20 protein-coding genes and 1 tRNA gene are annotated in these 20,131 nt (G+C 54.5%); 16 read left to right on the top strand and 5 right to left on the bottom strand.

Annotated elements, in window-relative coordinates; all coding sequences use genetic code 11:
• Positions 1-41 precede the first annotated feature (41 nt).
• From B3511_RS19060 to mtr, 12 genes are all read left to right on the top strand, one after another.
• Positions 42-118: transfer RNA gene (locus tag B3511_RS19060), tRNA-Met, on the top strand.
• A 207-nt stretch (positions 119-325) separates the two neighbouring features.
• The gene (gene rimP / locus B3511_RS19065) at positions 326-778 is read left to right on the top strand and encodes a ribosome maturation factor RimP (protein WP_040078388.1); all 453 of its coding nucleotides are present in this window, start codon (positions 326-328) and stop codon (positions 776-778) included.
• A 28-nt stretch (positions 779-806) separates the two neighbouring features.
• The gene (nusA, locus tag B3511_RS19070) at positions 807-2,309 is read left to right on the top strand and encodes a transcription termination factor NusA (RefSeq protein ID WP_040073894.1); all 1,503 of its coding nucleotides are present in this window, start codon (positions 807-809) and stop codon (positions 2,307-2,309) included.
• A 24-nt stretch (positions 2,310-2,333) separates the two neighbouring features.
• Complete coding sequence (gene infB, locus B3511_RS19075) at positions 2,334-5,024, top strand: translation initiation factor IF-2 (RefSeq protein WP_207292468.1); 2,691 nt, start codon at positions 2,334-2,336, stop codon at positions 5,022-5,024.
• Between the two features lie 146 nt (positions 5,025-5,170).
• Complete coding sequence (gene rbfA / locus B3511_RS19080) at positions 5,171-5,572, top strand: 30S ribosome-binding factor RbfA (protein WP_040073896.1); 402 nt, start codon at positions 5,171-5,173, stop codon at positions 5,570-5,572.
• The gene (gene truB / locus B3511_RS19085) at positions 5,572-6,516 is read left to right on the top strand and encodes a tRNA pseudouridine(55) synthase TruB (RefSeq protein WP_233800495.1); all 945 of its coding nucleotides are present in this window, start codon (positions 5,572-5,574) and stop codon (positions 6,514-6,516) included. Before rbfA ends, truB begins: the two co-directional genes overlap by 1 nt.
• A 152-nt stretch (positions 6,517-6,668) precedes the next feature.
• On the top strand, positions 6,669-6,938 hold the full coding sequence (rpsO, locus tag B3511_RS19090; RefSeq protein WP_032614416.1) for a 30S ribosomal protein S15: 270 nt from the start codon (positions 6,669-6,671) through the stop codon (positions 6,936-6,938).
• Between the two features lie 241 nt (positions 6,939-7,179).
• A complete protein-coding gene (gene pnp, locus B3511_RS19095; RefSeq protein WP_040073898.1) occupies positions 7,180-9,315 on the top strand; it encodes a polyribonucleotide nucleotidyltransferase in 2,136 nt (711 codons plus the stop codon).
• Between the two features lie 110 nt (positions 9,316-9,425).
• Positions 9,426-10,310, top strand: coding sequence for a lipoprotein NlpI (nlpI, locus tag B3511_RS19100; protein ID WP_040073899.1), 885 nt, complete (start codon positions 9,426-9,428; stop codon positions 10,308-10,310).
• Between the two features lie 107 nt (positions 10,311-10,417).
• Entirely contained in the window at positions 10,418-10,498 is an 81-nt protein-coding gene (gene yrbN, locus B3511_RS19105) for a protein YrbN (protein WP_097397692.1), read from the top strand.
• Positions 10,491-12,419, top strand: coding sequence for a DEAD/DEAH family ATP-dependent RNA helicase (locus B3511_RS19110; protein WP_040073900.1), 1,929 nt, complete (start codon positions 10,491-10,493; stop codon positions 12,417-12,419). Before yrbN ends, B3511_RS19110 begins: the two co-directional genes overlap by 8 nt.
• A gap of 143 nt (positions 12,420-12,562) precedes the next feature.
• Positions 12,563-13,807, top strand: a complete 1,245-nt coding sequence (gene mtr / locus B3511_RS19115) for a tryptophan permease (protein WP_286790071.1) — start codon at positions 12,563-12,565, stop codon at positions 13,805-13,807.
• A gap of 46 nt (positions 13,808-13,853) precedes the next feature.
• On the opposite strand, the gene B3511_RS19120 is transcribed toward mtr, so the two are convergent.
• From B3511_RS19120 to ubiU, 3 genes are all read right to left on the bottom strand, one after another.
• Positions 13,854-14,861, bottom strand: a complete 1,008-nt coding sequence (locus B3511_RS19120; protein WP_040073902.1) for a luciferase-like monooxygenase — start codon at positions 14,859-14,861, stop codon at positions 13,854-13,856.
• A gap of 80 nt (positions 14,862-14,941) precedes the next feature.
• The gene (locus B3511_RS19125; protein WP_040073903.1) at positions 14,942-15,820 is read right to left on the bottom strand and encodes a U32 family peptidase; all 879 of its coding nucleotides are present in this window, start codon (positions 15,818-15,820) and stop codon (positions 14,942-14,944) included.
• Positions 15,821-15,827: 7 nt separating this feature from the next.
• Complete coding sequence (ubiU, locus tag B3511_RS19130) at positions 15,828-16,823, bottom strand: ubiquinone anaerobic biosynthesis protein UbiU (protein ID WP_046885790.1); 996 nt, start codon at positions 16,821-16,823, stop codon at positions 15,828-15,830.
• Positions 16,824-17,042: 219 nt separating this feature from the next.
• Here ubiU and ubiT point away from each other — a divergent pair, with 219 nt between their 5' ends.
• Complete coding sequence (gene ubiT / locus B3511_RS19135; protein ID WP_046885791.1) at positions 17,043-17,567, top strand: ubiquinone anaerobic biosynthesis accessory factor UbiT; 525 nt, start codon at positions 17,043-17,045, stop codon at positions 17,565-17,567.
• Positions 17,561-18,064, top strand: coding sequence for a GNAT family N-acetyltransferase (locus B3511_RS19140; protein ID WP_046885792.1), 504 nt, complete (start codon positions 17,561-17,563; stop codon positions 18,062-18,064). Before ubiT ends, B3511_RS19140 begins: the two co-directional genes overlap by 7 nt.
• 1 nt (position 18,065) lies before the next feature.
• Here B3511_RS19140 and B3511_RS19145 read toward each other — a convergent pair whose 3' ends face one another.
• Positions 18,066-18,350, bottom strand: coding sequence for a GIY-YIG nuclease family protein (locus B3511_RS19145; protein ID WP_040073907.1), 285 nt, complete (start codon positions 18,348-18,350; stop codon positions 18,066-18,068).
• A 53-nt stretch (positions 18,351-18,403) separates the two neighbouring features.
• On the opposite strand from B3511_RS19145, the gene B3511_RS19150 reads away from it, so the two are divergent.
• Entirely contained in the window at positions 18,404-18,838 is a 435-nt protein-coding gene (locus B3511_RS19150) for a YhbP family protein (RefSeq protein ID WP_286790072.1), read from the top strand.
• Here B3511_RS19150 and B3511_RS19155 read toward each other — a convergent pair.
• Positions 18,818-19,336, bottom strand: a complete 519-nt coding sequence (locus B3511_RS19155) for a type 1 glutamine amidotransferase domain-containing protein (protein ID WP_040073909.1) — start codon at positions 19,334-19,336, stop codon at positions 18,818-18,820. The two genes, B3511_RS19150 and B3511_RS19155, sit on opposite strands and share 21 nt — an antisense overlap.
• 127 nt (positions 19,337-19,463) lie before the next feature.
• Here B3511_RS19155 and B3511_RS19160 point away from each other — a divergent pair, with 127 nt between their 5' ends.
• Positions 19,464-20,108: an NAD(P)H-binding protein gene (locus B3511_RS19160; protein ID WP_046885793.1), complete on the top strand. Its 645-nt coding sequence runs from the start codon at positions 19,464-19,466 to the stop codon at positions 20,106-20,108.
• Positions 20,109-20,131: the final 23 nt, after the last annotated feature.

Here is a 20,131-nt window from a genome sequence, read left to right on the forward strand (position 1 = left end):
CATTTTTTACCCAAAACGAGTAGAATTTGCCACGTTTCAGGCGCGGGGTGGAGCAGCCTGGTAGCTCGTCGGGCTCATAACCCGAAGGTCGTCGGTTCAAATCCGGCCCCCGCAACCACTTTCCCATTAAGTTCTTTTTCAAATATACTGTGAAGACTCAGAGCCTTCGTAGCTGGATTTGAAAGAATTCTTTCGGAGAGTGCTCCAGGCCGCAGTTGCGGCTATAGGGTTCAGTTATCTAAAGCCCCGATTTATCGGGGTTTTTTGTTATCTGACTACAGAATAACTGGGCTTTATGCCCTTTTTTTATGTCTTGGGGGTGGGCTTGTCCACATTAGAGCAAAAATTAACAGAGATGATTACAGCACCGGTCGAAGCACTGGGCTACGAACTGGTCGGCATCGAATTCGTTCGCGGCCGTACATCGACGCTGCGCATCTATATTGATAGTGAAGATGGCATCAATGTTGACGATTGTGCTGATGTCAGCCACCAGGTGAGTGCGGTTCTTGACGTTGAAGACCCGATTACTGTTGCATACAACCTGGAAGTTTCCTCACCTGGCCTCGATCGTCCAATGTTCACGGCCGAGCACTATGTGCGTTTTACCGGTGAAGAAGTGGCTCTCGTTCTGCGTATGGCTGTACAGAACCGCCGTAAATGGCAGGGCGTTATCAAAGCCGTTGATGGTGAAATGATCACGGTGACAGTCGAAGGCAAAGATGAAGTGTTCGCGCTGAGTAATATCCAGAAGGCGAACCTGGTTCCCCACTTTTAACAGTCTGGATTGAGGTGAAAAGCCCGCGATGAACAAAGAAATTTTGGCTGTTGTTGAAGCCGTTTCCAATGAGAAAGCGCTGCCGCGTGAGAAGATTTTCGAAGCGCTGGAAAGTGCACTGGCTACAGCAACCAAGAAAAAATACGAGCAAGAGATCGATGTTCGCGTTGAAATCGATCGCAGAAGCGGTGACTTCGACACGTTCCGCCGTTGGGTGATCGTGGAAGAAGTGACTCAGCCGACTAAAGAGATCACGCTGGAAGCAGCACGTTTTGAAGACGAAAGCCTGAATGTTGGCGAGTATGTTGAAGATCAGATTGAATCTGTGACCTTCGACCGTATCACCACCCAGACGGCGAAGCAGGTTATCGTGCAGAAAGTACGTGAAGCCGAGCGCGCTATGGTGGTTGATCAGTTCCGCGATCAGGAAGGTGAAATCGTTACTGGCGTGGTGAAGAAAGTTAACCGCGACAACATTTCCCTGGAAATCAAATCTGAAGGCATGGCGGGTAACGCTGAAGCCGTCATCCTGCGTGAAGACATGCTCCCGCGTGAAAACTTCCGTCCGGGTGACCGTATCCGTGGCGTACTTTACGCTGTGCGTCCAGAAGCACGCGGTGCCCAGCTGTTCGTGACACGTTCTAAACCAGAAATGCTGGTTGAACTGTTCCGCATTGAAGTGCCGGAAATCGGCGAAGAAGTTATCGAAATCAAAGCGGCCGCTCGCGATCCTGGTTCCCGTGCGAAAATCGCGGTAAAAACCAACGACAAGCGTATCGATCCGGTTGGCGCATGCGTAGGTATGCGTGGTGCTCGCGTGCAGGCGGTCTCGACCGAACTGGGCGGCGAACGTATCGATATCGTTCTGTGGGACGACAACCCGGCGCAATTCGTGATCAACGCGATGGCGCCGGCTGACGTAGCTTCCATTGTTGTGGACGAAGATAAGCACACCATGGATATCGCTGTTGAAGCGGGTAACCTGGCGCAGGCGATTGGCCGTAACGGTCAAAACGTGCGTCTGGCGTCTCAGCTGAGCGGCTGGGAACTCAACGTAATGACCGTTGATGACCTGCAGGCTAAGCATCAGGCTGAAGCCCACGCGGCGATCGATACCTTCACTAAGTACCTGGACATTGACGAAGATTTCGCCACTGTACTGGTTGAAGAAGGCTTCTCTACGCTGGAAGAACTGGCCTATGTGCCAATGAAAGAGCTGCTGGAAATTGACGGTCTGGATGAGCCAACCGTTGAAGCCCTGCGTGAACGCGCTAAAAACGCACTGACCACCCTGGCACTGGCTCAGGAAGAAAGCCTTGGTGATAAGAAGCCGGCTGATGACCTGCTGAATCTGGAAGGTCTTGATCGTGCGATTGCGTTCAAGCTGGCTGCCCGTGGTGTTTGTACGCTGGAAGATCTCGCTGAACAAGGCGTTGATGACCTGGCCGATATCGAAGGTTTAACCGACGAGAAAGCCGGCGAACTCATCATGGCCGCACGTAATATTTGCTGGTTTGGCGACGAAGCGTAATAAACTGTAGCAGGAAGGAACAGCATGACTGATGTAACTGTAAAAACGCTGGCTGCCGAGATTCAGACCTCCGTGGATCGCCTGGTACAGCAATTTGCTGATGCAGGGATCCCGAAGTCCGCTGATGATTCGGTAACCGCGCAAGAGAAACAAACCTTGTTAGCGCACCTGAACCGTGAACATGGTTCTACGCCTGACAAGTTAACGTTGCAGCGCAAAACGCGCAGTACGTTGAATATCCCTGGTACCGGTGGTAAAAGCAAATCGGTACAAATCGAAGTCCGCAAGACGCGCACCTTTGTAAAACGTGATCCGCAAGAGGCAGAGCGCCTTGCTGCGGAAGAGCAGGCACAGCGTGAAGCGGAAGAACAAGCTCAGCGTGAGGCAGAAGCAACTGCCAAACGTGAAGCAGAATTAAAAGCTGAACGTGAGGCCGCAGAAAAAGCGAAACGCGACGCCAGTGATAAAGCGAAGCGTGAAGCTGCGGAAAAAGACAAAGTGAGCAATCAACAGACTGACGAAATGACCAAAACAGCCCAGACGGAAAAAGCCCGTCGTGAAAATGAAGCAGCTGAACTGAAGCGTAAAGCGGAAGAAGAAGCTCGCCGTAAGCTGGAAGAAGACGCACGTCGTGTTGCTGAAGAAGCGCGCCGTATGGCAGAAGAAAACGAGAAAAACGGCGTGAATACCGCTGAACAGACTGAAGACACCAGCGATTACCACGTAACCACTTCCCAGCATGCACGCCAGGCAGAAGACGAAAACGACCGTGAAGTTGAAGGTGGTCGTGGCCGTACCCGCACTGCGTCTAAGACTGCCCGTCCTCAGAAGAAAGGCAACAAGCACGCTGAATCCAAAGCCGATCGCGAAGAAGCGCGTGCAGCGGGTCGCGGTGGGAAAGGCGGTAAGCGTAAAGGTTCCGCTCTGCAGCAGGGCTTCCAGAAGCCAGCGCAGGCCGTTAACCGTGACGTTATCATTGGCGAAACCATCACCGTTGGCGATCTGGCGAACAAGATGGCCGTGAAAGGCTCTCAGGTCATCAAAGCGATGATGAAGCTGGGCGCGATGGCGACCATCAACCAGGTTATCGATCAGGAAACCGCACAGCTGGTTGCCGAAGAGATGGGCCACAAAGTTATCCTGCGTCGTGAAAACGAGCTGGAAGAAGCAGTAATGAGCGACCGTGACACTGGCGCTGCGGCTGAACCGCGTGCACCGGTTGTGACCATCATGGGTCACGTTGACCACGGTAAAACCTCTCTGCTCGACTACATTCGTTCTACTAAGGTTGCCTCCGGCGAAGCGGGTGGTATTACCCAGCACATCGGTGCTTACCACGTAGAAACCGATAACGGCATGATCACCTTCCTGGATACCCCGGGCCACGCCGCCTTTACCTCAATGCGTGCTCGTGGTGCGCAGGCAACGGATATCGTGGTACTGGTTGTTGCAGCCGACGACGGCGTGATGCCACAGACCATCGAAGCTATCCAGCACGCGAAAGCGGCGCAGGTGCCACTGGTTGTTGCAGTCAACAAAATCGACAAACCAGAAGCTGACATGGACCGTGTTAAAAACGAACTCTCTCAGTACGGCGTTATGCCGGAAGAGTGGGGCGGTGAAGCACAGTTCATCCCAGTATCTGCAAAAGCGGGTACCGGTATCGACGACCTGCTGAACGCTATCCTGCTGCAGGCTGAAGTTCTGGAGCTGAAAGCGGTTCGTAAAGGTATGGCGAGCGGCGCGGTTATCGAGTCCTTCCTGGATAAAGGTCGTGGCCCGGTTGCAACCGTACTGGTACGCGAAGGTACCCTGAATAAAGGTGACATCGTACTGTGTGGCTTCGAGTATGGCCGTGTTCGTGCAATGCGTGACGAACTGGGCCAGGAAGTGATGGAAGCAGGTCCGTCCATTCCGGTGGAAATCCTGGGTCTGTCCGGCGTGCCGGCTGCGGGTGACGAAGTGACCGTAGTGCGTGACGAGAAGAAAGCACGTGAAGTTGCGCTGTATCGTCAGGGCAAATTCCGTGAAGTTAAACTGGCTCGTCAGCAGAAATCTAAACTCGAGAACATGTTCGCCAACATGACCGAAGGCGAAGTTCACGAAGTGAACATCGTACTGAAAGCCGACGTTCAGGGTTCTGTGGAAGCGATCTCCGACTCCTTGCTGAAACTGTCTACCGACGAAGTGAAAGTGAAGATCATCGGTTCTGGCGTAGGTGGTATCACCGAAACCGACGCGACCCTGGCTGCTGCTTCCAACGCTATCCTGGTTGGCTTCAACGTTCGTGCTGATGCGTCCGCGCGTAAAGTTATCGATGCTGAAAGCCTGGATCTGCGTTACTACTCCGTCATCTATCATCTGATCGACGAAGTGAAAGCAGCGATGAGCGGTATGCTCTCTCCTGAGCTGAAACAGCAGATCATCGGTCTGGCTGAAGTCCGTGACGTGTTCAAATCACCGAAGTTTGGTGCTATCGCGGGCTGTATGGTTACTGAAGGTACCATCAAACGTCACAACCCAATCCGCGTACTGCGTGACAACGTGGTTATCTACGAAGGCGAGCTGGAATCTCTGCGCCGCTTCAAAGATGACGTTAACGAAGTCCGTAACGGTATGGAATGTGGTATCGGCGTGAAGAACTACAACGATGTTCGCGTTGGCGACATGATCGAAGTGTTCGAGATCATCGAAATTCAGCGTACCATCGCGTAATCGTCGTCGACTTTTGGGCCGCCACTGTGTTGGCGGCAAACCAAAATCCGTAGATGATTAATTCGCGTAGGCCGGGTAAGCGAAGCGCCACCCGGCAATAATTTCAAAAGGGGCTTTTAGCCCCTTTTTTGTCTGGAGAATTTATTATGGCGAAAGAATTTGGTCGCCCTCAGCGCGTAGCGCAGGAAATGCAGAAAGAGATCGCGCTCATTCTGCAACGCGAAATTAAAGACCCACGCGTGGGTATGATGACCACCGTGTCCGGCGTTGAAATGTCCCGTGACCTGGCCTATGCCAAAGTGTTCGTGACCTTCCTGAACGATCAGGACGAAGCGGCAGTAAAAAACGGCATTAAAGCGCTGCAGGAAGCTTCGGGTTTCATCCGTTCCCTGCTTGGCAAAGCAATGCGCCTGCGTATCGTGCCTGAGCTGACCTTCTTCTATGACAACTCGCTGGTAGAAGGTATGCGCATGTCCAACCTGGTGACCAGCGTGGTTAAGCACGACGACGAACGTCGTGTAAACCCGGACGACAATAAGGAGGACTGATGAGTCGTCCTCGTCGTCGCGGTCGCGACGTGCATGGCGTGCTGTTACTGGATAAACCGCAAGGGGCATCCAGCAACGACGTTCTGCAAAAGGTAAAGCGTCTATATAACGCCAACCGAGCCGGCCATACCGGTGCGCTGGACCCCCTGGCGACCGGCATGCTGCCAGTCTGTCTTGGTGAAGCGACAAAGTTTTCTCAGTATCTGCTGGATTCTGATAAGCGCTATCGCGTCATCGCAAAGCTGGGTCAGCGTACCGATACCTCTGATGCTGATGGTCAGGTCGTGGAAGAACGTCCTGTCACTTTTAGCGCAGATCAGCTTGCTGATGCGCTGGAGAGCTTCCGTGGCGAGACTCAGCAGGTGCCCTCTATGTATTCGGCGCTGAAATACCAGGGCAAGAAACTCTACGAGTATGCGCGTCAGGGTATCGAGGTGCCGCGTGAGGCTCGCCCGATCACCGTTTACGAGCTGCTGTTTATCCGCCACGAAGGCGACGAGCTGGAGCTGGAAGTGCACTGTTCAAAGGGCACTTACATCCGCACCATTATCGACGACCTGGGCGAAAAACTGGGTTGCGGCGCGCACGTCATCTACCTGCGTCGCCTTGCCGTCAGCAACTATCCCGCTGAGCGGATGGTGACGCTTGAGCAGCTTGGTGCGCTGGTGGAGCAGGCGGAACAGCAGGGTCTCTCTGCCGCCGAGCTGCTGGACCCGCTTTTGATGCCTATGGACAGTCCGGCCGCGGACTATCCGGTCGTGAATTTGCCGTTAACATCGTCCGTTTACTTTAAAAACGGCAACCCTGTTCGCACCTCAGGCGCACCGGCCGATGGCCTGGTTCGCGTCACGGAAGGTGACGAAGGTAAGTTCATCGGTATGGGTGAAATGGATGACGAAGGGCGTGTCGCACCCCGTCGTCTGGTGGTCGAATATCCCGCATAACCTCACGCCTCAACTTGCGATAAGCAGGGGAGGCGGGTAGAATATTGCGGCTTAACGTCTCGCAAATTGTTTAACAATAGGCTGGCGTTATACTCGGGATAGCTGAATTAGAGATCGGCATCCTTTCATTCTTTATACTTTGGAGTTGTAAAATGTCTCTAAGCGTTGAAGCTAAAGCTAAAATCGTTTCTGAGTTTGGTCGTGATGCTAACGACAGCGGTTCTACCGAAGTTCAGGTTGCACTGCTGACTGCACAGATTAACCACCTGCAGGGTCACTTTGCAGAGCACAAAAAAGATCACCACAGCCGTCGTGGTCTGCTGCGTATGGTTTCTCAGCGTCGTAAACTGCTCGACTACCTGAAACGTAAAGATGTTGCACGCTACACCGCGCTGATCGAGCGTCTGGGTCTGCGTCGCTAAGTCTTGCGAGTTTCAGAAAAGGGGGCCTTATGGCCCCTTTTTTCAATCAGACGCAGCAATTCACTGGAAACTAATGTATTGTTGCTTTAAATGATCTGCATTGCAGAGGTTCGCGCGGCTAATGAGAGGCTTCACCCATAAGGGCGTCGGTTGTCATTAGTCGCGAGGATGCAGAGTAGATCCGGTTAAATCGTCAGCACGCCAGGGGTGTGCGGACACTTATTTAAGAAAGGACAGAATCTTGCTGAATCCGATCGTTCGTAAATTCCAGTACGGTCAACACACCGTTACGCTGGAAACCGGCATGATGGCGCGTCAGGCGACTGCTGCCGTAATGGTAAGCATGGATGACACCGCTGTATTCGTGACCGTTGTCGGCCAGAAAAAAGCTAAACCAGGTCAGGACTTTTTCCCGCTGACCGTTAACTACCAGGAGCGTACCTACGCTGCCGGTAAAATCCCGGGTGGTTTCTTCCGTCGTGAAGGCCGTCCAAGCGAAGGCGAAACCCTGATCGCGCGTCTGATTGACCGCCCGGTTCGCCCGCTGTTCCCGGAAGGCTTCGTTAACGAAGTACAGGTTATTGCCACCGTTGTTTCTGTTAACCCACAGGTTAACCCGGACATCGTTGCGATGATCGGCGCATCTGCTGCGCTCTCCCTGTCTGGTATTCCGTTCAATGGCCCAATCGGTGCTGCACGTGTTGGTTATATCAATGACCAGTATGTACTGAACCCAACTCAGGAAGAGCTGAAAGAGAGTAAGCTGGACCTGGTAGTTGCGGGTACTGAAGCGGCTGTGCTGATGGTTGAATCCGAAGCTGAACTGCTGAGCGAAGACCAGATGCTGGGTGCTGTGGTATATGGCCACGACCAGCAGCAGATCGTTATCCAGAACATCAACGACCTGGTGAAAGAAGCCGGTAAACCACGTTGGGACTGGCAGCCAGAAGCGGCAAACGACGCGCTGAACGCACGCGTAGCGGCTCTGGCAGAATCTCGCCTGAGCGATGCTTACCGTATCACTGACAAACAAGAGCGTTATGCTCAGGTTGACGTGATCAAGTCTGAAACCGTTGCGACGCTGGTGGCTGAAGACGAAACGCTGGATGCTAACGAGCTGAGCGAAATCCTGCACGCTATTGAGAAAAACGTTGTTCGTAGCCGTGTACTGGCAGGCGAGCCGCGCATCGATGGCCGTGAGAAAGACATGATCCGTGGTCTGGATGTACGTACTGGCGTTCTGCCACGTACTCACGGTTCCGCACTGTTCACCCGTGGCGAAACTCAGGCGCTGGTTACCGCGACCCTGGGTACCGCACGTGACGCGCAGAACATCGACGAACTGATGGGCGAGCGTACTGACAGCTTCCTGTTCCACTACAACTTCCCTCCGTACTCCGTTGGTGAGACCGGTATGGTAGGTTCGCCGAAGCGTCGTGAAATTGGTCACGGTCGTCTGGCGAAACGTGGCGTGCTGGCGGTTATGCCAGAAGCTGACAAATTCCCGTACACCGTGCGTGTGGTTTCTGAAATCACCGAATCCAACGGTTCTTCCTCCATGGCTTCCGTATGTGGCGCATCCCTGGCGCTGATGGACGCAGGTGTGCCAATCAAAGCCGCCGTTGCGGGTATTGCGATGGGTCTGGTGAAAGAAGGCGACAACTTCGTTGTTCTGTCTGACATCCTGGGCGACGAAGACCACCTGGGCGATATGGACTTCAAAGTGGCGGGTTCCCGCGACGGTATCTCTGCACTGCAGATGGATATCAAAATTGAAGGTATCACCAAAGAGATCATGCAGGTTGCGCTGAACCAGGCTAAAGGTGCGCGTCTGCACATCCTGGGCGTGATGGAACAGGCGATCAACGCGCCGCGCGGCGACATCTCTCAGTTCGCTCCGCGTATCCACACGATTAAGATCAGCCCGGACAAGATCAAAGACGTTATCGGTAAAGGCGGTTCTGTTATCCGTGCTCTGACCGAAGAGACTGGCACCACTATCGAAATCGAAGATGACGGTACTGTGAAGATCGCAGCAACCGACGGCGAGAAAGCAAAATACGCAATCCGTCGCATCGAAGAAATTACTGCGGAAATCGAAGTGGGCCGCATCTACAATGGTAAAGTGACCCGTATCGTTGACTTTGGCGCATTTGTTGCCATCGGTGGCGGTAAAGAAGGTCTGGTTCACATCTCTCAGATCGCCGACAAGCGCGTTGAGAAAGTGACCGATTACCTGCAGATGGGTCAGGAAGTACCGGTTAAGGTTCTGGAAGTTGACCGTCAGGGCCGTATCCGTCTGAGCATTAAAGAAGCGACCGAGCAGTCACAGCCTGCCGCCGCGCCGGAAGCTCCGGCAGCGGAACAAGGCGAGTAAGGTTGCCATTTGCCCTCCGCTCAGGCGGAGGGCTTATTATCAGGCAGGACGCCTTGTTGAGCCGCCGGGGGACAGGACGTTCATCCAATTGTTGTCTTCGGGAGTGGGAAATGAAGCCTTTTCTGCGCTGGTGTTTCGTTGCGACAGCTTTAACGCTGGCAGGATGCAGCAACTCTGCCTGGCGTAAAAGTGAAGTCCTCGCGGTACCATTGCAACCGACTTTGCAGCAAGAAGTGATTCTGGCTCGCATGGAACAAATTCTTGCCAGTCGGGCTTTAACCGATGACGAACGCGCACAGCTTTTATATGAGCGCGGAGTGTTGTATGATAGTCTCGGTCTGAGGGCACTGGCGCGAAATGATTTTTCACAAGCGTTAGCCATCCGACCCGATATGCCTGAAGTATTCAATTACTTAGGCATTTATTTAACGCAGGCAGGCAATTTTGATGCTGCCTATGAAGCGTTTGATTCTGTACTTGAGCTTGATCCAACTTACAACTACGCGCACTTGAATCGCGGTATCGCCCTGTATTACGGCGGTCGTGACAAGTTAGCGCAAGATGATCTGCTGGCGTTTTATCAAGACGATCCGAACGATCCTTTCCGTAGCCTGTGGCTTTACATCGTTGAGCAGAAGCTTGATGCGAAGCAGGCCAAAGAAGCACTGAAACAGCGCTTCGACAAATCGGACAAGGAACAATGGGGATGGAATATTGTCGAGTTCTACCTGGGCAACATTAGCGAAGCAACGCTAATGGAACGGCTCAAGGCGGACGCAACGGATAACACCTCGCTCGCTGAACATCTCAGTGAAACCAACTTCTATTTAGGTAAGTACTACCTAAGTCTGGGGGATATGGACAGCGCTACGGCACTGTTCAAATTAGCGGTTGCTAACAACGTACACAACTATGTTGAGCACCGTTATGCATTGTTGGAATTATCGCTCTTGGGCCAGGAGCATGACGACCTGGCAGAATCGGACCAGCAATAGCTGACGACATAAACATCAGCCCGTAATCTTTTGATTGCCATCACCTTCACTGGTGAGGGCGTTGTTGTTCGTCAATACACCTACTTTGAGCCGGTTCACACTTTTCAATGAAAATTGCTAATCATTTTCACGATGAGCTAAGTAGACTGGCCGCCATTAATATCGAGGCACTTGTACTACATGGCTGAATTCGAAACCACTTTTGCAGATCTGGGCCTGAAGGCTCCTATCCTTGAAGCCCTTAACGATCTGGGTTACGAAAAACCATCTCCGATCCAGGCAGAGTGTATCCCACATCTGCTCTCTGGTCGTGACGTGCTGGGCATGGCCCAGACGGGTAGCGGTAAAACTGCGGCGTTCTCGCTGCCGCTGCTGAACAACATCGATCCGGACCTGCGTGCACCGCAGATCCTCGTTCTTGCTCCAACCCGTGAACTGGCTGTTCAGGTTGCAGAAGCAATGACTGAATTCTCTAAACATATGCGCGGCGTAAACGTGGTAGCTCTGTACGGCGGCCAGCGTTATGACGTGCAGTTACGCGCCCTGCGCCAGGGCCCACAGATTGTCGTCGGTACGCCGGGCCGTCTGCTGGATCACCTGAAGCGCGGTACCCTTGATCTCTCTAAACTGAGCGGTCTGGTACTGGATGAAGCAGATGAAATGCTGCGTATGGGCTTCATCGAAGACGTAGAAACCATTATGGCGCAGATCCCGGAAGGTCATCAGACCGCTCTGTTCTCTGCAACCATGCCAGAAGCTATCCGTCGTATTACCCGCCGCTTCATGAAAGAGCCGCAGGAAGTACGTATTCAGTCCAGCGTGACCACGCGTCCAGACATCAGCCAGAGCTACTGGTCTGTGTACGGCATGCGTAAAAATGAAGCGCTGGTACGCTTCCTGGAAGCGGAAGATTTTGATGCGGCGATTATCTTCGTGCGTACCAAAAACGCGACCCTGGAAGTGGCTGAAGCGCTGGAGCGTAACGGCTATAACAGCGCAGCGCTGAATGGTGATATGAACCAGGCTCTGCGTGAGCAGACGCTGGAACGTCTGAAAGACGGTCGTCTGGATATCCTGATTGCAACCGACGTGGCAGCACGTGGTCTGGACGTTGAGCGTATCAGCCTGGTTGTTAACTACGACATTCCAATGGACTCCGAGTCTTACGTTCACCGTATCGGTCGTACCGGTCGTGCGGGTCGTGCTGGCCGTGCGCTGCTGTTCGTTGAGAACCGCGAGCGTCGTCTGCTGCGCAACATCGAACGCACCATGAAACTGACCATTCCAGAAGCAGACCTGCCAAACGCAGAGCTGCTGGGCAAACGCCGTCTGGAAAAATTCGCCGCCAAAGTTCAGCAGCAGCTGGAAAGCAGCGATCTGGATCAGTACCGTGGTCTGCTGGCGAAGATTCAGCCAGTGGAAGAAGGCGAAGAGCTGGATATGGAAGCTCTGGCTGCGGCACTGCTGAAAATGGCTCAGGGCGAACGTACCCTGATCGTTCCGCCAGATGCGCCAATGCGTCCTAAGCGTGAGTTCCGTGACCGTGACGACCGTTTCGAGCGTCGTGGTGATCGTAACGACCGTGGCCCACGTGGCGATCGTCCAGAGCGTGGTGGTGAAGACCGTCCACGTCGTGAGCGTCGTGACGCTGGCGATATGGAACTGTACCGTATTGAAGTTGGCCGTGATGATGGTGTTGAAGTTCGTCATATCGTTGGCGCTATCGCTAACGAAGGCGACATCAGCAGCCGTTACATCGGTAACATCAAGCTGTTCGGTACCCACTCTACTATCGAACTGCCGAAAGGTATGCCGGGCGAAGTTCTGCAGCACTTTACTCGCACCCGCATTCTGAACAAACCGATGAACATGCAGTTGCTGGGCGATGCTCAGCCGCGTCCTGACCGTGGCGGCGAACGTCGTGGCGGTGGTGAGCGTCGTGAAGGTGGTCGTAGCTTCGGCGGCGGTGAGCGTCGTGAAGGCGGTCGTGGTCCTCGTCGTGAAGGCGCTGCGCCAGGCGCGGGTCGCTTCAGCGGTGAACGTCGCGAAAACCGTGGTCCACGTCGTGACGAAGGCACCAGCCGTCGCCGTTTCGGTGGCGATGCGTAACCCCTGCGTTAACTAGCGTAAAGTAATCTATACAGCCCCGGTAATCACTATCGGGGCTTTTTTTATTCCTTTTGTACTCTTGTACTGGTACAGTGCAGCGCATTGATATGCTGTACCAAATTTATGACTGGAGATCTGGCTGTATGGCGACACTAACCACCACCCAAACGTCACCTTCGCTGCTCGGCGGCGTGGTGATCATCGGCGGCACCATTATCGGCGCGGGGATGTTCTCCTTGCCGGTGGTCATGTCCGGGGCGTGGTTCTTCTGGTCACTGGCAGCGCTGGTCTTCACCTGGTTTTGTATGTTGCATTCCGGGCTGATGATCCTGGAAGCGAACCTGAACTACCGCATAGGTTCCAGCTTCGACACCATTACGAAAGACTTGCTGGGCAAAGGCTGGAATCTGGTAAACGGTCTCTCCATCGCCTTCGTGCTTTATATCCTGACGTACGCCTACATTTCTGCGAGCGGTTCGATTCTGCATCACACCTTTTCGGAAATGTCATTAGACGTGCCGGCGCGTCTGGCGGGGTTGTGCTTTGCGCTGGCGGTGGCCTTTATCGTCTGGCTGAGCACAAAGGCCGTCAGCCGCATGACGGCCATTGTACTGGGCGCCAAAGTCATCACTTTCTTCCTCACTTTTGGCAGCCTGCTGGGGCATGTGACGCCAGCAACGCTGTTTAACGTGGCGGAAAGTCATGCCAGCTACACGCCGTACCTGCTGATGACCTTACCGTTCTGTCTGGCGTCGTTCGGTTATCACGGCAACGTGCCGAGCCTGATGAAGTATTACGGCAAAGATCCGCGCACCATCGTGAAGTGCCTGGTGTACGGCACGCTGCTGGCGCTGGGGCTGTATGTCATCTGGCTGCTGGGGACGATGGGTAACATCCCGCGTCCGGAATTTATCGGCATTGCGCAGAAGGGCGGAAACATCGATGTGCTGGTGCAGGCGTTAAGCGGTGTACTGAACAGCCGCAGTCTGGATCTGCTGCTGGTTATCTTCTCGAACTTCGCGGTGGCAAGTTCCTTCCTCGGCGTGACGCTGGGCCTGTTTGATTACCTGGCGGATCTGTTTGGCTTTGATGATTCCGCGCCGGGGCGCTTCAAAACCGCGCTGCTGACCTTCCTGCCCCCGATTGTGGGTGGTCTGATGTGGCCGAATGGTTTCCTGTATGCTATCGGCTATGCGGGGCTGGCGGCCACCATCTGGGCGGCAATTGTTCCTGCGCTGCTCGCGCGTAAATCACGTCAACGCTTCGGCAGTCCAACATTCCGCGTCTGGGGTGGCAAGCCGATGATTGCCCTGATTCTGGTCTTCGGGGTGGGCAACGCCCTGGTGCACATCCTGTCGAGCTTTAATCTGTTGCCGGTATATCCGTAAATCGGGTTCCCTTGCCCTCTCCCCACGGGAGAGGGCAGAATCACAACTAACCCACCAATTCCTCTTTCACCTGCATCGCCAGATCAAACGAGTGTAAACGAGCCTGATGATCGAAAATCTGGCCGTTGACCATAATCTCGTCGGCCTGGGTTTCACGCAGAACCGCTTCCAGCCCGTGGCGTACTTTCGCTTTATCGCCCACCAGCGACATACTCAGCGCCTGCTGAACCCCGTACTGCTCGGAGGCCGACCACAGCTGATGGATATTATCGACCGGCGGCGGTAACTGCCCGCTTTCGCCGCGACGCAACTTCATAAACGCCTGCTGCATAGAGGTAAAGAGGAACTCTGCATCGCGGTTGCTATCGGCAGCAACAATGTTAATGCAGACCATCGCATACGGCTTCTCAAGGCGCGCAGACGGCTTGAACTGGGTACGATAGAGATGCAGCGCCTGGTGCAGCATATCTGGCGCGAAGTGCGACGCGAAGGCAAAAGGCAGGCCAAGCTGGGCTGCGAGCTGGGCGCTATAAAGGCTAGAGCCCAGCAGCCAGACGGGGATCTTCTCGCCATAGCCCGGCACCGGGCGGACATGAGGATTCGGGTCGCGAGCGTCGAACCACTCGACGAGCTCAAGCACATCGCGGGGGAAATTGTCCACATCGCCGCTCATATGGCGGCGCAGCGCGCGCATCGTGGGCTGATCGCTACCAGGCGCACGGCCCAGACCTAAATCGATGCGCCCCGGGTAGAGGGTATTTAAGGTCCCGAACTGCTCGGCGATGACCAGCGGTGAGTGGTTCGGCAGCATGACGCCACCTGAGCCCAGGTGCAGCGTGGTGGTATTCGCGGCCAGATAGCCCAGCAGCACGGAGGTTGCCGCACTGGCGATGCCCACCATATTGTGATGTTCCGCCAGCCAGTAGCGATGATAGCCACGCTGTTCAGCCTGACGCGCGAGATCCAGGGAGTGTGAAAAAGCCTCTCGGGCAGAGGAGCCTTCAGGGATCGGTGCCAGATCCAGCACCGAAAACGGAATGGTTTTATCAGTCATAAGAACTCACTTTGTTCCGGTTAATCTTTCCATACTGCATTAAAGATTAGCTAAAGTTGTTAACAAAGTGAGCTATTACGTCAGCCCTGCAGCTCCAGCCCGGCAAGGCGTTTCCAGTAGCCGTTGCAGTCACTGTTGGCAGTCAGCGGCAGGGGAGCTTCGCCGTGTTGATTGGCGCGAAACGCATCGAGCATGGCGAAAACGTTAGTATCCAGTGGGGACAAGCGCACCATATCCACCAGCCCGTCCATCGACGTCAGCTCGTTACCGAGATTGTAGACATAGCCGCTCATGGTCTGAATACCGTTGAGGACGAAAACCTGCTGATTTTCCTGCGACAGCATGCTGCGCCCGTTCGGGTACTTGATGCAGCAGGTTTCGCATTCGTCCTTCGGACGGTCTTCCGAGCGGGCGGTAAAGCAGCGGGCGGAGTAAGCCAGCGGCAGATGACCATAGCTCAGCACCTCCACTTCAAACTGATTGCGGATCCCCAGCGTTTCGCACTGGTCTAGCAAATTGACCAGCCAGTCACGCGACAGCTCAACCGGCATACACCAGCGGGTCATCCCCTGTTTAAGCAGCAGACGCAAGGTTACGGCGTTATAGCAGTTCAGCGCATGGCCTGCGACAAACGGCAGTTTGCGCTCGGCGCACAGGTTCACCACCCCCAGGTCGCTGGCCTCGAGTAAAAACTCACCGTTATCGACGTATCGTTTTATTTCGCCCAGCTCAGAGGAGGCTTGCACCAGCGCAAGCGTTGAAAGCACCACCTGTTTGCCGCTGCCCGCCAGATTTTTTGCCATCTCCAGCCAGTCACCCACTTTTGTGGCGCGGCGTTTACTGCACACCGCTTCGCCGAGATAGATCACATCGGCGCTGCTGGTGGCCGCCTGCTGATAGAACGCTTCCAGCGTCTCTTTCGGCCAGTAGTAAAGTACCGGCCCTAAGGAATATTTCATGGTTATCTCACTGCCATTTACGGTGATACGCGCCAAGCGTAGTTTGGGTGCCTTCGGACATGGCGCCGAGCGTCTCCATCCAGGCGGGCTGTGGCGCATAGTTTTGTGGATCGGCCATACAGCGATCTATCGCCTGACGCCACACTTTTGCCACCTGGCTAACGTAGGCCGGGCTACGCTGGCGGCCTTCAATTTTCACCGAGGCGATATTCGCAGCCAGCAGCTCTGGTAATAGCGACAGCGTGTTAAGGCTGGTGGGCTCTTCAAGAGCGTGATAGCGCTCGCCGTCCACCAGGTAGCGCCCTTTACACAGCGTTGGGTAGCCTGCGTTTTCCCCCTCCTGGTAGCGGTCGATCAACACATCGTTCAGGCGAGACTCCAGCCCTTGCGGTGTCTGCTGCCAGCGCACAAAGCGGGCAGGGGAACATGCGCCAACGGTATTGGGCGATTCCCCGGTTAAATACGAGGAGAGGTAGCAGCGCCCTTCGGCCATGATGCACAGGCTGCCGAACGCAAAAACTTCCAGCGGAACTGGCGTGACGCGCGCCAGTTGCTTAACCTGATGAATAGAGAGCACCCGCGGCAATACGACGCGGGCAACATCGAAGTGACGATGATAAAAACGGATCGCTTCTTCATTGGTCGCCGAGGCCTGTACCGAGACATGGCGCTCAATATGAGGATAGCGTTCTGCGGCATACTCCAGCATAGCGAGATCGGCCAGGATCAGCGCATCGGCACCTGACTGAGCTGCCATATCCACCGCGCGCTCCCAGCGGGAATAGCCATCCGGGTGGGCGAAGGTGTTAATCGCAATATGCAGTTTACGGCGATGCTGGTGCACAAAACGGGCGGCTTCCTGCAGCTTTTTCTCGGTAAAATTGAGGCCTGCGAAGTGGCGGGCGTTAGTGTCATCTTTCAAACCGATGTAAACCGCATCGGCGCCATTTTCGATAGCCGCCTTAAGCGCCGGAAGATTTCCGGCAGGACAGAGCAGTTCCATAATGTATCCTGACGTTCGCAGCCCAGGGGATGCAAAAATGTTATAAAACAGGGATTTTAATGAACCCCCTGGGGACAAATTTTGATTTGAGGCAGTTAATCGCGTATTGATGGGACCAATAATGGCTGATGAAGGTCGCTGGTTTGTTGATTTACGCCGCTATACCGGCGACTGGATATGGCAATATATCGGGACTATAGATATCAGGGAGAAAAGTTCGTGCTGGAAAAACTGCGTTCACGACTCGTACAGGCAGGCCCGTCACTGTTAAGTTTGCCGGTGAAGCTCACCCCCTTTGCACTGAAGCGCCAGGTGCTGGAACAACTGCTAAGCTGGCAATTCCGCCAGGCGCTGGAAGAGGGCGAGCTGGAATTTCTGGAAGGGCGCTGGTTAAGCATCACCGTTCGTGATATCGGTCTTTGCTGGTTTACCTCTGTTGAAAAGGGTCGGCTGGTCGTTCGTGAATATGCCGAAGCCGATGTCAGTTTCAGCGCAGATGCCAGCGATCTCTTGATGATCGCAGCGCGTAAACAGGATCCGGACACGCTCTTTTTCCAACGCCGTCTGGTGATTGAAGGGGATACCGAGTTAGGTCTGTATGTGAAAAACCTGATGGATGCCATTGAGCTGGAGCAGATGCCAAAAGCGTTACGCATGGCCTTGCTGCAAATGGCCGATTTTGTCGAGGCAGGTCTGAAAAGCCCGCCGGAAAGTAAACACACTTCAGTAGGTGAGCCATGCTGATTCGAGTTGAAATTGGGATTGATGCCCCCGGCATCGATGCCTTATTACGTCGTGCTTTCGAAGGTGAGGGTGAAGCGCAGCTGGTACATAATCTTCGTGAAGATGGCCTGATCACCCTTGGGCTGGTGGCGACCGATGATGAGGGGCAGGTCGTTGGTTACGTCGCGTTCAGCCCGGTTTCCGTACAGGGTGAAGAGCTGCAGTGGGTCGGTATGGCTCCGCTGGCGGTGGACGAAAGTTATCGTGGCCAGGGGCTGGCACGCCAGCTGGTTTATGAAGGGCTGGACTCCCTGAACGAGTTTGGCTATGCCGCCGTGGTCACTCTGGGCGACCCTGCCTTTTACAGCAAGCTAGGCTTTGAAAAGGCAGCCCATTACGATCTGCATTGCCGCTGGCCGGGTACGGAATCTGCGTTCCAGGTGCATCGTCTGGCTGATGACGCGCTGCAGGGGGTAAGCGGCCTGGTTGAGTATCACGACCACTTTAACCGTTTTTAACTCACGGCGTTAGCAGGCTCTCGCGTAGCGCCTCGAACGATCCATCCCCGGCGACGAGGCGCTCTTTCTGGCGCTTCGTAAGCTGCTTGATCCTGTATTCCAGCCGCAGCGCCAGCGAGCGCTCACCCACCGGTGCGGCAAACGCCAGCTGCAGCTCACCTTTTCCCCGCAAGGCTTTTGCCCCTTTTCCGGTTTGATGTTGCAAGAAACGCCGCGCCACATCGGTGGTGATCCCCGTGTAGAGTGCATTATCAGCGGTACGGATAAGATAGAGAAACCAGCACACGGCTATCAATTCGTTATGTTAAGGTGAACGCACCTTAGCAAGAGAGACGCAAAATGGAAACACTGCCCACCATTAACCGCTGGCTGGCAAAGCAGCACGTCGTGACCTGGTGCGTACATCACGAGGGCGAAATGTGGTGTGCGAATGCCTTCTATTATTACGATCCACAGGCTGTGGCTTTCTATGTCTTAAGCGAAGATAAGACGCGTCACGCACAAATGACCGGGCAACAGGCGAAAGTAGCAGGCACTGTCAATGGCCAGCCAAAAAGCGTGGCGCTGATCCGCGGTGTGCAGTTTAAAGGGGAGATTCGCCGCCTGGAGGGAGAGGAAAGCGACGCGATGCGTAAGCATTACATCCGCCGCTTCCCAATTGCCGCAGCGATGTTAGCGCCGGTATGGGAGATCCGGCTCGATGAACTGAAGTTCACCGATAACACGCTGGGCTTTGGTAAAAAACTGCACTGGTTACGCGCCGAGCAGGCGTAGCGCTTCCCGGTTGAAGGCAGGCAGATCGTCTGGCGTACGGCTGGTGACCAACTGGTCTTTATCGACCACCACTTCCTGGTCGTAAAAATCTGCCCCGGCATTTTTCAGATCAATGACGATCGGTTTAACCGCGGTCAGCTTACGTCCGCGCACCACATCCGCGCTGATCAGCAGTTGGGGGCCATGGCAAATGGCGAACACCGGTTTCCCGCTGGCAACGAAATCGCGCGTAAAGGTAACGAAACGGTCATCTCCGCGCAGCGAGTCAGGGGAGTGGCCACCCGGCAACAGCAGGGCGTCGAAATCTGACGGGCTGACCTCATCAATGTTTTTATCGATGGTCACTTTCGCCTCGCCTTTATGCCCCGTGACGGTTTTGCCGGTCTCTTTCTCAATGGTGATGACCTCATGTCCCGCTTTGCGGAACGCCTCAGCGGGTGAGGTGAATTCTGAATCTTCAAACTCGTCGGTAATCAGGACCGCAATTTTCTTGCTCATGTTTCCTCCGTTGTTTTGGCTTCAGACAGATTTTTCTACGTTTGTGGTAAATACTTACCTCACAGACTTTTAAGTGTGGTCGAGCAGGGCAAAATCGCCTACGGACTATTCTGCAAAGGGGAAAAAAATGAGTCAGGTGCTAATTACCGGCGCCACCGGACTGGTGGGCGGGCATCTACTGCGAATGTTAATTCAGGATCGGCGGGTAAATTATATCGCCGCCCCCACGCGTCGTCCGCTGGCGGATATTTCGGGCGTTTTTAACCCTCACGATCCGCAGTTGAGCGATGCGCTGGCGCAGGTCCAGGACCCGATTGATATCGCTTTTTGCTGTCTGGGAACCACCCGGCGCGAAGCGGGCAGCAAAGAGGCTTTTATCCATGCGGACTACACCCTGGTCGTGGATACCGCCCTGACGGCGAAAAAGCTGGGCGCTAAACACTTCCTGGTGGTCAGCGCAATGGGGGCCAGCGCCCGCTCTCCCTTCTTTTACAACAAAGTGAAGGGGAAGATGGAGGAGGCGCTAATCGCGCAGAAGTGGGAACGGCTGACCATCGTTCGCCCTTCCATGCTCCTGGGTGAGCGTGAAAAGCACCGTTTTAGCGAGTCCCTGTTTGCCCCTCTCTTCTCACTGCTACCGGGCAACTGGAAATCAATCGACGGACGCGAAGTGGCCAGAGCGATGCTGAGCGAGGGACTTTCCCCCTCCAGAGAGGGGGTAAATATTATCCCTTCAGCAAAACTGCATGAAATTTCAAAAGGCGAGGCGTAATATCCCCGGGCAAAATTAAAAAC

It is taken from the genome of Leclercia sp. UBA1284 (assembly GCF_002308415.1).
GTDB lineage: Bacteria > Pseudomonadota > Gammaproteobacteria > Enterobacterales > Enterobacteriaceae > Enterobacter > Enterobacter pneumoniae.

Coding starts and splice junctions, on each gene's coding strand:
- nusA (WP_040073894.1), top strand. CDS start 807: ATGAACAAAGAAATTTTGGCTGTTGTTGAAGCCGTTTCCAATGAGAAA.
- infB (WP_207292468.1), top strand. CDS start 2,334: ATGACTGATGTAACTGTAAAAACGCTGGCTGCCGAGATTCAGACCTCC.
- rbfA (WP_040073896.1), top strand. CDS start 5,171: ATGGCGAAAGAATTTGGTCGCCCTCAGCGCGTAGCGCAGGAAATGCAG.
- truB (WP_233800495.1), top strand. CDS start 5,572: ATGAGTCGTCCTCGTCGTCGCGGTCGCGACGTGCATGGCGTGCTGTTA.
- rpsO (WP_032614416.1), top strand. CDS start 6,669: ATGTCTCTAAGCGTTGAAGCTAAAGCTAAAATCGTTTCTGAGTTTGGT.
- nlpI (WP_040073899.1), top strand. CDS start 9,426: ATGAAGCCTTTTCTGCGCTGGTGTTTCGTTGCGACAGCTTTAACGCTG.
- yrbN (WP_097397692.1), top strand. CDS start 10,418: ATGAAAATTGCTAATCATTTTCACGATGAGCTAAGTAGACTGGCCGCC.
- B3511_RS19110 (WP_040073900.1), top strand. CDS start 10,491: ATGGCTGAATTCGAAACCACTTTTGCAGATCTGGGCCTGAAGGCTCCT.
- mtr (WP_286790071.1), top strand. CDS start 12,563: ATGGCGACACTAACCACCACCCAAACGTCACCTTCGCTGCTCGGCGGC.
- B3511_RS19120 (WP_040073902.1), bottom strand. CDS start 14,861: ATGACTGATAAAACCATTCCGTTTTCGGTGCTGGATCTGGCACCGATC.
- B3511_RS19125 (WP_040073903.1), bottom strand. CDS start 15,820: ATGAAATATTCCTTAGGGCCGGTACTTTACTACTGGCCGAAAGAGACG.
- ubiU (WP_046885790.1), bottom strand. CDS start 16,823: ATGGAACTGCTCTGTCCTGCCGGAAATCTTCCGGCGCTTAAGGCGGCT.
- B3511_RS19140 (WP_046885792.1), top strand. CDS start 17,561: ATGCTGATTCGAGTTGAAATTGGGATTGATGCCCCCGGCATCGATGCC.
- B3511_RS19150 (WP_286790072.1), top strand. CDS start 18,404: ATGGAAACACTGCCCACCATTAACCGCTGGCTGGCAAAGCAGCACGTC.
- B3511_RS19155 (WP_040073909.1), bottom strand. CDS start 19,336: ATGAGCAAGAAAATTGCGGTCCTGATTACCGACGAGTTTGAAGATTCA.
- B3511_RS19160 (WP_046885793.1), top strand. CDS start 19,464: ATGAGTCAGGTGCTAATTACCGGCGCCACCGGACTGGTGGGCGGGCAT.